At 54.6% G+C, this 10,669-nt stretch carries 13 protein-coding genes and 1 riboswitch; of the genes, 5 read left to right on the top strand and 8 right to left on the bottom strand.

Features of this window, described 5'->3' with window-relative positions; genetic code table 11:
- The 3 genes from EYQ49_03870 to EYQ49_03860 all read left to right on the top strand — a co-directional run.
- The coding region (locus EYQ49_03870; protein HIG25022.1) for a hypothetical protein at positions 1-223 on the top strand (223 nt) is incomplete at its 5' end.
- A gap of 317 nt (positions 224-540) precedes the next feature.
- Entirely contained in the window at positions 541-1,464 is a 924-nt protein-coding gene (locus tag EYQ49_03865) for an NAD(P)-dependent oxidoreductase (GenBank protein HIG25021.1), read from the top strand.
- Positions 1,465-1,473: 9 nt separating this feature from the next.
- Entirely contained in the window at positions 1,474-2,343 is an 870-nt protein-coding gene (locus tag EYQ49_03860; protein HIG25020.1) for a hypothetical protein, read from the top strand.
- Here the strand turns inward: EYQ49_03860 and EYQ49_03855 are convergent.
- The 3 genes from EYQ49_03855 to EYQ49_03845 are packed head-to-tail and all read right to left on the bottom strand — an operon-like array spanning position 2,340 to position 4,173.
- Positions 2,340-2,999 carry a carboxymuconolactone decarboxylase family protein gene (locus EYQ49_03855; protein HIG25019.1) on the bottom strand — a complete coding sequence of 220 codons (660 nt, stop codon included), beginning with the start codon at positions 2,997-2,999 and terminating at the stop codon, positions 2,340-2,342. The two genes, EYQ49_03860 and EYQ49_03855, sit on opposite strands and share 4 nt — an antisense overlap.
- Complete coding sequence (locus tag EYQ49_03850) at positions 2,999-3,592, bottom strand: VOC family protein (protein ID HIG25018.1); 594 nt, start codon at positions 3,590-3,592, stop codon at positions 2,999-3,001. Before EYQ49_03850 ends, EYQ49_03855 begins: the two co-directional genes overlap by 1 nt.
- Before the next feature lie 29 nt (positions 3,593-3,621).
- Positions 3,622-4,173, bottom strand: a complete 552-nt coding sequence (locus EYQ49_03845) for a hypothetical protein (GenBank protein ID HIG25017.1) — start codon at positions 4,171-4,173, stop codon at positions 3,622-3,624.
- A gap of 97 nt (positions 4,174-4,270) precedes the next feature.
- A riboswitch (SAM riboswitch) is annotated at positions 4,271-4,369 on the top strand.
- Between EYQ49_03845 and EYQ49_03840 the strand changes: the two genes are divergently transcribed.
- Positions 4,365-5,240, top strand: a complete 876-nt coding sequence (locus EYQ49_03840) for a hypothetical protein (GenBank protein HIG25016.1) — start codon at positions 4,365-4,367, stop codon at positions 5,238-5,240. It overlaps the preceding riboswitch by 5 nt.
- On the opposite strand, the gene EYQ49_03835 is transcribed toward EYQ49_03840, so the two are convergent.
- The 3 genes from EYQ49_03835 to EYQ49_03825 all read right to left on the bottom strand — a co-directional run bounded on the left by EYQ49_03835 (position 5,237) and on the right by EYQ49_03825 (position 6,537).
- On the bottom strand, positions 5,237-5,674 hold the full coding sequence (locus tag EYQ49_03835) for a hypothetical protein (GenBank protein ID HIG25015.1): 438 nt from the start codon (positions 5,672-5,674) through the stop codon (positions 5,237-5,239). The genes EYQ49_03840 and EYQ49_03835 overlap by 4 nt on opposite strands.
- Positions 5,675-5,738: 64 nt before the next feature.
- Positions 5,739-6,272 (bottom strand): RDD family protein, encoded by a 534-nt coding sequence (locus EYQ49_03830; protein ID HIG25014.1) that lies wholly within the window; start codon positions 6,270-6,272, stop codon positions 5,739-5,741.
- On the bottom strand, positions 6,259-6,537 hold the full coding sequence (locus EYQ49_03825) for a hypothetical protein (GenBank protein HIG25013.1): 279 nt from the start codon (positions 6,535-6,537) through the stop codon (positions 6,259-6,261). Before EYQ49_03825 ends, EYQ49_03830 begins: the two co-directional genes overlap by 14 nt.
- A gap of 100 nt (positions 6,538-6,637) precedes the next feature.
- Between EYQ49_03825 and EYQ49_03820 the strand changes: the two genes are divergently transcribed.
- A complete protein-coding gene (locus EYQ49_03820; protein HIG25012.1) occupies positions 6,638-8,209 on the top strand; it encodes a hypothetical protein in 1,572 nt (523 codons plus the stop codon).
- A gap of 39 nt (positions 8,210-8,248) precedes the next feature.
- On the opposite strand, the gene EYQ49_03815 is transcribed toward EYQ49_03820, so the two are convergent.
- Together EYQ49_03815 and EYQ49_03810 are read right to left on the bottom strand one after the other, a co-directional pair.
- Positions 8,249-9,463 carry an acyl-CoA dehydrogenase gene (locus EYQ49_03815; protein HIG25011.1) on the bottom strand — a complete coding sequence of 405 codons (1,215 nt, stop codon included), beginning with the start codon at positions 9,461-9,463 and terminating at the stop codon, positions 8,249-8,251.
- A gap of 9 nt (positions 9,464-9,472) precedes the next feature.
- Positions 9,473-10,645, bottom strand: a complete 1,173-nt coding sequence (locus EYQ49_03810) for an MFS transporter (protein HIG25010.1) — start codon at positions 10,643-10,645, stop codon at positions 9,473-9,475.
- Positions 10,646-10,669 lie beyond the last annotated feature (24 nt).

The following is a 10,669-nucleotide window of genomic DNA, read 5'->3' as shown; positions in this document are numbered from 1 at the left end:
CACCGATAACCGCGGCGACGGAGCAGGTGAAATGGGCGACAACCTCCCCGCCATAAACCTCGGCACCGGACGCACCGCCACCCAAATCGTTGCCGGATTTTACCACACCTGTGCCTTACTCGATGACGCCACCATCAAATGCTGGGGCCTCAACAGTAACGGGCAACTCGGCTACGGCGGAGTTATGTTTGATTCTTTGGGAGACACCATCGACCTTTTGTGACCTTTAGTTTGATCCATAACCACCACTAGCCAGCTACAAAGGGCAACGCAGTAACGCCGACCAAGGGCTCGCCCCTAACGGAGTACAAAGTCTGCGTAGCCCGGCCCACTCTGTAGCACTCGCCGCTGAAAACGCACCGCAACTCACCTTTGAGGTGAAGTGCTTTGGACTCCGCCGGCCGGGGGGGGTACGCAGTCAACATTCTGGAATCTTTTCATTAAAATTATCCATGGACCAATAAAGCTTTTTACCGGTTTACAAGTCAAATATTTCTTTCTAATATGCCGATAACCAATTGATGCCAACGGAAGAACTTTATGACAACCCCAGGTAAAGACCACATCGGGTTTATCGGAACCGGCAACATGGGGCTCCCCATGGCTCTTCGACTTCTTGAAGCCGGCTACCCGCTCACCGTGTTCGACCTCAATGAGGAACCGCTGAAAGAACTTGCTCAAGCCGGTGCCATGGTGGCGACAAACGTACAAGAAGTTTCTACCGCTGCGGATCTCTTACTAACCTCACTGCCGCGGCCTGATCATGTGGAAAACGTAATGATTACCCAAGGGGCTCTTTCTGCCCTTCGGCCCGGTTCGCTTTGGGTGGACCTCACCACCAATCGGCGAGAATTCATTGAAGACCTCGCCCGCCAAGCCCCTGAAGGAGTAAGCGTTGCTGACTCACCAGTAACCGGCGCCGTAGACGGAGCCCGCAACGGGCGACTCACCCTTTTCATCGGCGGATCACCCGAGGTGCGCAAACGGGCCGTCAAAGTCCTCAGCCACCTCGGCCGAGTCATTGAATGCGGCGAACTAGGCACCGGCAACATCGTAAAACTGGTTACCAACCAGCTTTGGTTTATCGCCGCCGCGGCCCTCGGCGAAGGCTTCGCCTTGGGCATGGCCAACGGGGTAGCCCTTGATGTTCTCTACGATGCCATTACCGACTCTGTTGGCGACTCATTTGTGGCCCGCCACGATGCACCATCTATTTTCGCTGGTCACTACGACCCGTCGTTCACCTTGGACCTCTGCCTAAAAGACCTTGGCCTACTCGAAGAACTCTCTACTAAAGTCGGCACCGACTTACCCATGACCGAAACCGCCCACGCCACCTTTGCTCGGGCGGCCGAACGCTACGGCAGCGATGTTGGCGAACTCCACGTCGCAAAACGTATAGAAGACGACGCCCACCTGTCGTTTCGCCTCGACGGTGACTGGACACCCCCCTGGGAACAATAAGGAAACAACATGGATACCCAACGCATTGCTCACCTCATAGACCTTGAAAAACTTCCCCTCGACCGTTTAGATAGCGATGATTACGCCCAAGTGGTAGCGGCCGCTCAGGCCGAACTGGATGTCGATGGTTGCACCGTCATCAAAGGCTTTCTCCGTTCTGAAGCTCTGCCGCAACTCAGTAAAGAAATCACCACCATTCGCCCACAACTTCACGAATCGCTTATAGACATCAACCCTTATTTTTCCGAAGGTGATCCGTTGCTTCCTCACGATCACCCGGTCAATACCTTTATCGAACGGTCAGGAGGGTTTATTCCCCGTGATGCTTTCAACCCAACAAGCGATTTCGAAGCGGTTTATCAAAACCCGGCGTTCCTTTCGTTTTTAAGCGACTGCCTAAACGTGCCCGAGGTGCATTGCTTTGCCGACCCGTTGGCCGGCCTCACCATCAACGTCTTAGGCCCCGGGCAACAGTTTGCTTGGCACTTTGACACCAACGATTTTGCCGTGACCTGTCTTATTGATGGGGCCGAAGAAGGTGGCTTGTTTGAATATTCGCCGGGAATACGCGGCGACAGAACCGAAAACTTTGCTGGCATGGCCGAGGTTTTGGCTGATCGCCCAGCAGGCCGAGCCAGCGTGAAAACCCTTGAACTCCACCCGGGAGACTTACAAATCTTTCGGGGACGCAACTCAGTGCACCGGGTAACCCGAGTGGGCGTTGAATCCACAACAAGAAATACGGCCGTTTTTGCTTACACCGAAGAAGCAGGAGTCATTGGCCGCCTTGAACGTACCTACCAACTTTTTGGGCGGGTGCTTCCCGCGCACCAAGAAGCCGAGCGGCAACGAGTACGCAGCGACGACCTAAAGGACTAGTCGCCTTTGCCGCCCGAAATAAGGCGCAAAGCTTGACGGGTATGTTCTGCGCTGAGGCTCTCGTGTGGGCCAGGGATTTCTTCCATAGGGCCCTCTTCAGCATCGAACTCCAACTTAAAAGACTTAGTCATCACGGCATGCATGGCGTAAGTACACACAATGTAAGAAAACTCCAATATTTCTTCATCGCTGAGATGTGCTTTAATTTCAGCAAAAAGTTCGTCAGATACCTCGCCGGCGTTGAGCGTTAAAGCATCGGTGTAAGCCAAGACCGCTTGTTGCGCCGCATCAAAACAATCGACGTCTTCCCAATGCGAGATAGCGCTGATTTGTTCCTCGCTAAAGCCCACCGTGCGACAAGACTTGCAGTGCTGCGAATACACAAAGCGGCTGCGGAGATTCCACCCCACTCGGGTTTGACCGAGTTCGCGCAGTTGCGGGTCAATCAAACGTTTCGACGACCGGTAAAGGGCGAAGCCCGCTACTGCATGGTCAAACACATCGGGGACCAAAGCAAAAGCCGGCCACCAATCACCGGGCGAACCGGTGTCGGTACCTGGTTCATCAACCGGGTCACGGTCACCAAAAAGCAGTTGAAAAACCGGTTCGGCGCCACAATGCAATTCGTTGCGGCGTACCAATCGCAAGCGAGACATCAGTTGGTCTCCTTTTGCGCCGGGAGTAAATCAAAACCACGTAGCCCAGCCATATCCATAGGGGCCACGAAGGTGGTGTGATCCGTGGTTTCGGTGCTGGTCACCCGAGCAGTGGCTTCTTCGGGGTCGGCGGCGAACCCCGTGGTGTCTCGACACATTTCGACCATGATGCCGTTGGGGTCCATGTAGTAAAGCGAGATACACCAGCCGTGGTCGAGTTCCATAAAAGGCACGATCCCCTCGTCGGTCATGCGCTGACGAACCGCTTCGGTGCTTTCCTCATCGGCCCCGAAGGCCACATGGTTTACCCAAACCGGTAAACCGTTGCCAGTGGAGATTTGCGTGGAATAGTCCGGAGCCTCACCCATGCCCGAGACCTCAAAAAAAGCGATGCAAGAGCCATCGCCGGTATCAAAAAATAGGTGCCTAAAAAAACCGTCACCCTGCTGCTTGACCTCGGTGTGCACCAAGGGCATACCCATAAGTTCAGCGTAAAAATGGCGGGTGGCTTCAGCATCACGGCAGGCGTATGCCACGTGATGAAAACCGGTGGTTCTCGGAGCACTCATACCGCATCTTGCCATGCGTGTCATCGGTCACACGAAGCGGGTGTAAAACAAAGCTAGGGCTGTGCGAGCTCTTTGAGTTGTTGCTGCAGATCTTCAAGTTGCGTGACAATATCTTCTTGAATCTGACCAGACACATCTTCGCTAATTTGCGTCACCGTTTCATCAATGCTGGCCTCTATTTCGAGAACCTGCTCATCGATACGCTCTTCAAGATCATCAACGATTTCTTCAACCCGGTCGCTGAGTTGATCAACCTCGTCGACCGCCCAACTGGCCGCCCGATACACAATAGTTGCCCCCACTACACCCACCAATAAAGAAACCAAACCCAACAACAACCCCGCTAAAGCTAGGCCTCGACTGGTTCGATCGCTTTGGCGGCCAATAAAGCCATACGACACCGCTAAGGCCCCCAAGGTAAATGCCACAGGAAACAAAATGGGTAACAAGCCGAAGCCGATGCCGCAAATTGCCAAAGTGAACGCCGCTACCGCAAAGCCTTGCCCGGGACGGTCGACCAGCACCACCTTTTCTGGCCCGCCACTTTGTAGTAACGAAGAAAGCTCTTCGGTGTCAATGATTTCCGTGGGCGGGTGGGGTTCCATAACTTGATAGTAGGGCTAAAACCACTCCACCGGCCGTCGCGAACGCTTTTTACAAATTCGTTGTCACACCTGGCGTGTACTCTTAAAAAGCAAACAAACCTTATTAAGAGGATGTGAGGGGCCCGGCCCGTTGACCGTCCGCCAACCGACCCAAAAGGGCACGGTGGTAACGCCGGCACAATGAGGAAAATATGAAAAAAGAAACAACTGCCCGACGCTCATTAAGCGTCTTAATTGACGAAATTTTAGAAACGGCCAGCCCGGGCCACGACGAGCTTGACCCCGTTTTGGAGTTGATGGCCACCGTAGATCAACTCCGCAACACGAGTTTTGCCTTCATGCCTACCATGACCATCGGCACCACCCGACTGCGCCGCCAAGGCCCCACCCGCGACCCCTTCGAAATTTTTGACACGTGGGTGGATCTACCCCACCTTTTCGAGCACCTTGACCACCCCGAAGACTTTGCCCCATGGGCGCGTTACCACCACCCCACCGTGCGCTTAATGCTGGCCCGATCACCACATTGCCCACCAGAATGGCTCGCTAAGTTAGCCCAAGAACCATGGGAAGAAATACGACTCGCCGTATTAGCCAACCAGCAAACAACCCAAGAAATCCGCCACTATTTTGCAGAAAATGAGCCCTTGGAATGGCTCAAAGAAGCGGCCACTGACCCCACTATTCCTCTCCAGGGCCGCTGCGCTTTAGACGGCAGAAAAATAAAGCGCCCTGATCGTTTTCTCACCTGCTCCATCGCTTGTTCTTACCAACAGGCAAACCAGCGCCTCGAATCAGGTCTTTACTGGGCCGCCTGCTTTGGAGGAGAGTTCACGTGGGAGGTATCGGCCAGCAAAAAGGCCAGCGGGGGAATCCCAGGCACCGGCCCCAAATGGCGTCTCGTTGGCATCTCCCCCGTTTATGGGTGGCTTCCCAAAGAGGTCTCGGAAGCCATGGATTTCCTCAACGATAAATACGAAACCCACATCGCTGACCCGATTGGAACGCTGCAAAAGCTCGTAACAGAGAAGAGTCTTAGTTACTCCGAGTTTTGCGCAAGCCTTTAGGCGGCAGTGACGATAGAACCAACAATCTTGTCGGTGTAACGCTGACCACGGTCATCGATCAAAGCAACAATTATGTCTGCCAAAGCAACCAACGAAAACAAAATGCCAAGAACGGGAATAGAACCAGCAAGACCAAGCACCCAAATGAGTCCAGCTCGTTGAAGGCCACGTTGGTTGCCTAACAGCTCGCCAGTCGAAGCATCAACAATTTTCAAACCCATAATCTGCTTACCTGGGGTGGTGCCCGTTTCGCCCATTCTCCAACCAAACAAGTACAAAGCGGCCGCTGAAGACAGTGCTAATGCCAGCAGCCAACCCAACGCAGCCGTAAGAACCATGGATAGCAAACCGACAGAAATCGCATCAATAATCACCGCAACAATGCGTTTACCAAGATCGGCTTTACCGTCTACTTCACCCATGGACTCGCTCATTTCGTTGTTCTCCTTGTTTGGAACTCTATTTATAGCAGATGGCGGCCTGAAGGGCAGGAACTATCTAACTCAGCACCGGGGTGTCGAGACCTTTGCCCTCAAGCACCACTTGCGTTGAAACAATCTTGTCGGTCAAACGCTGATTCTCATCGTCCCAAAGCGGCCAGAGAAGGTCAATAACCCAATACACGCCGACAAAAGAATTTATCAAATAAGGGAGCATCAAACGGCCCACCCCGGTGCCGCCACCGGGAACCTCCCCTGTTTTGATGCTGACCAAACGAATACCGGCGGCCCTTTTGCCGGGTGTGGTACCAGATTTTCCTTGGCGGTAACCAAAAAACCACCCTTGCCATAAAAGCCAAAACAAAAGACCGAGGGCAGAGAAAAAGATGGCCCACCCTTCCCCTGAAGTAATCGTGTTGTTATCTCGCTCAGCGATTGAAACGATGGCAAAAATAAGACCAATAGCCGGGACCGCCACTGCAGCCATGCCAATTACGAAGTCAATTAGCGCTGCTTTTACCCGTAGCCCGTAACGAGCCGGAGTTCCTGCCTGCTTTACTTCTTCGTCGGATTCACTTTCAAAATACGTCACGGGAACCTCCTGTTTGCTCTCCCCAGTAGATCATACTCCATCTGGGTTTTCTGCCCGGCCCCAGCAAATAGATCAAGGAAAAGACCCAGCCCACCCCCAGTATCCATGAAACAAGAACCACCGCAAACCACTTCCACTGCTTCTCTTTTGCCGACCTCTGCAAAGCAAAAAACGTCACCGAAAACACGGCGACGAACAGCCCGAAAAGGATAACCAAAATAACCATTTCGCTGTAGGTAAGAAAAGCCACCACCAAACTGCCCATAACACTCAACTCCTTAGGGTAAATAAATTCTGCTCCCAATTAGGAGACGGCCACTGCGACCTCTACCGTCAAGGGAGAACAACCAAGGGGAAGGAACTTCGTGACCGTAACTTACCGGGCCATTTGGCAAGAAAATCGATCTGACCTTGGAATCATCGCCACCAAAGTTTTTAACGACTGGATACAAGACCGTTACCCCAGCCTTGACTTGGCCACCGAATCTCTTACCTGCACCACCTCGGCCAGCCAAAAAATTACTGCAAGCGGCCGCACGGTCGTTGGCGCCAACGGTAACGCCGCCACCGAACTGTCTTTACGCGAAGAAGGGGTCGCCGACCGTTGGACCACCACCCTACGAGTAGCCACCGGACAAGAAAAATGGCTTTGGGCAGATGTAGAAATGGTCAGCAACGATCTTTGGGCACGTACCAACCCCTCGGGGCCATGGCTGGTACGAAGCCTGCTCCATGGCGCCAACCGCAACGGAGGCGACCCACGGTTAGGCGTGGTGCGGCTCAACGATGGACCCATCGCCGTACCGCCGCAACATATAAAAGGTGCGGTCGTCAACCTCATCATTAGCCCCCTAAGAGAATGCCCGGTGGTCGTTTTTGCCCACGATCGTCAAAACGGGCCCGCCGTCACCATGGAACGCGCCCAACGCACCGCCGATGCTCTCGCTGGCGTGGTGGTGGTACGCGTACTAAGTGACGGAAGCGAAGCGGTATTTAGCAACCAAATCGGCCACGAATACGGGCTCGAAGCAGGCGAAGCGCGCATCTACTTGCCCGGCAGCCACCCCCCAAACCAGCACCGCCGCCTAGACCGCGACCTGGTTGCCCAATCGCCGGAGTCGGCAGCAGAACAATTTGCTTTACTCCTCCAACCCGCTATGGCCAACCGGCGGCCCCCCGCCGCTTTTGACAGCGCCCTCAACTTGTTACGCAACAGCGGCAACCTCAACCAAGCCCAGTTGCTCAAACTGGCCGACGAAGAACTAGCCGAAAACCAACAGATCAATGAACGACTGCGCATCACTTTGGAACGCACCCAAAACGAAGTCATCGACAGCATCGCCGAACTTGAAGAACGGGACACCAAAATCGCCATCCAACTTCGGATGATCAACTCCTACCGGCGCAAACTCAACGAAATTTCAGAAGCCTCTTTACGCATCCCAGAAGAAGTCGCTTCGGTCGCCGAAGCAGTTACCGCGGCCCAACAACACCTCACCGGGTTAGCGGTTCCCGTCAACCTGGGTGGCGATATTGCGCAACTTGACCAAACCCTGACCAGTCGGACCTGGGGCAACACTATTTGGCGAGGCCTCCTAGCCCTCAACGCCTACGTCCTACAAAGCAACCGAAACCCGGGCGGATTTCGCGAATGGTGCAAAGACGGCGGCCCGCTGGTGTGGCCTCATAGCCCACAAAAATATTCGGCAAAAGAATCAGAACAAGTCCACCATCGAGACGATCTCTACCAGCACCGTGTTTTACCCGTTGATACCCGTGTCGACCCATCGGGCACCATCTTCATGGAAGCCCACCTCAAAATTGCCGGCGGCTTACTTGGCCCACGGCTTTACTTTTATGACGACACCAGCGGCCTCACCGGCAAAGTGCACGTCGGCTACATCGGCGCCCACCTGCCCACCGCACGCTTCGACTAGCCACTGCGTCATGTCGTCTCAGAGACGACATGACGGGGATTACTTGATGCGGATACCTGAAATGGCTCGACTGATCACCAGTTGCTGGATCTGCTCGGTGCCTTCAAAAATATCGTGGATCTTGGCATCTCGATGCCAGCGCTCTACCGGGTACTCCCGGGTATAGCCGTAACCACCCAAAATTTGAATAGCCCGCTCGGTCACCCAAGTAGCAGTACGGCCCGCTTTCATTTTGGCCATAGACCCTTCGGCGTTAACAAAAGCCCGCTGCTTACCCAACCAGGCGGCTTTCCAAACCAGCGCCCGAGACGCTTCGATCTCTGTAGCCATATCGGCCAACATGAAAGCAATACCTTGGTTTTCGATAATGGCTCGACCAAAAGCATGGCGCTCTTTGGCGTACTCCAACGAATATTCAAAAGCCGCCCGAGCCACCCCGATGGCCTGCGCACCCACTGCCGGGCGGGTGGCCTCAAAAGTTTGCATGGCGGCTTGCGAGTTGCCGGGCTTACCCTCTCGCACTCGAGCCAAACGCTCATCAAGTTTTTCTTTGCCACCCAACAAACACCGGCCCGGCACCCTTACTTCTTCCAGCACTACCTCAGCGGTGTGGCTGGCGCGAATCCCGTGCTTTTTATATTTTTGGCCTTGGCTTAAACCCGGCGTATTTGGCGGCACGATAAACGAAGCATGCCCCTTAGCGCGCAGCTCCGGGTCAACCACCGCTACCACCACATGAATGTTGGCAATCCCACCATTAGTGATCCACGCCTTGGTGCCGTTAAGCACCCACTCATCGGTGGCTTCGTCGTACACCGCACGAGTGCGATAAGCCGCCACATCCGAACCAGCATCTGGCTCACTGGCACAAAACGCACCAACTTTTACATCCTGCGCATCGCCGTAGCACTGCGGCACCCACTCCATAACTTGGTCACGAGTCGCCGAAGCAGCAATACCGGCAGCCGCCAAACCGCTGCCCATGATGGCCATGCCAATACCGGCATCACCCCAAAAAAGTTCTTCAATGGCCATCGGGGTGGTGATGCCCGTTTTGTCGTTCATCATCCCCTCAGCTAAAAACTCCCAGCCATACAAACCCACCTCGGCCGCCTGTTGCACTATGGGCCAAGGAAACTCTTCACGTTCATCCCATTCATGGGCCGCCGGGCGGATCACATCAACAGCAAACTCGTGGATCCAGTCACGCAACTGGGTTTGGTCATCGGACAATTTCATCGAAAATTCAGTCATGCCAAGACCCTACGACGCAGAATTGCTTTTTACTTCAGCAGGAACCAACCCCACGGCCACCACGGCCAACAAAGCGGCCACCCAATAAGGAGCCTCCGTTGAGGCTCGACTAAACAACACGCCAGCCAACAAGGGGCCCGCCACCCGCCCCAAAGCCCCCGCACTTTGTTGAACCCCCAGCGCAGCACCACGCCTGGTTTGCCCTACTGCGGTCACCGTGGCCGCCGACAATGACGGGTTGAAAAGCCCTTGACCTAAAACCAGCGCCACCAAAGCCAGCGTCAAGCCCACCCAAGCACCACCCATAGCCAGCAAAGCCATACCCATAGCCATCAACCCCAACGCCAGACGCAACACCGAAAAAGAATCCATGCGGGCATTTACGGGGCCCACCACTCGGGTTTGCACCAACACCAAACCCAAACCAATTAAAGCAAACAAGCCATAAACCGAAGGATCATCAAGTTGTGGGAAACGACGTTCCAGGAACAACGCAAAAGTCGCTTCAAACCCGGCGAAAGCCACCATGGCGATCAAAGCCAGCAGAGCCAAACGCCGCACCTGACCAGCAGAATCTTTTAGACCAGAAAAAAACTTTTGACTACTTTTAGCCGTAGCCACCGGCTTTTGGTTAGGGAGACGGACCAAAGCCACCAACGCATTGACCGCGGCCAACCCAGAAGCAATAAAAAACGGTAACTGTCGCCCCCCCAACGCAGCAAACGAACCCAACAATGGGCCGACCACAAACCCCACACCAAAAGCTGCCGCCAACAAACCCAACAACCGAGGGCGGTCTTGTGGCTCTGCCATGTCGGCCACCGCCGCTTGGCCCACCGCATACGACGAACCCGAAGCCCCATCAAGCAGACGGCCGGCGAACAACACCCACAGGACCCCAGCCAAACCCGTTACCAAACTGCCCAACGCTGAACCAATCAGTGCCGCGATAAGCACCGGTTTACGACCAATGCGGTCCGACAGACGACCCCACAGCGGTGCTGCCACCATTTGGGCCGCCGAAAAAGCCGCCAACAAAGCCGCCGCCAACAAAGGTGAAGCACCAAAATCTTCGGCGTAAAGCGGCAACACCGGAATAATAATGCCGAAACCCACCAAGTCCATAGCCACGGTGGTCCAGATAACACCGAAACCTGGCGGGCGTGAAGAAGAAGAAGGCATGGCACCGGAGGCTAGCCGCCGCTC

It is taken from the genome of Acidimicrobiia bacterium, assembly GCA_012959995.1.
Lineage (GTDB): Bacteria > Actinomycetota > Acidimicrobiia > Acidimicrobiales > MedAcidi-G1 > MedAcidi-G2B.
The sequence above is the reverse complement of the archived record's forward strand: the minus strand, read 5'-3'. Positions and strand labels throughout refer to the sequence as shown.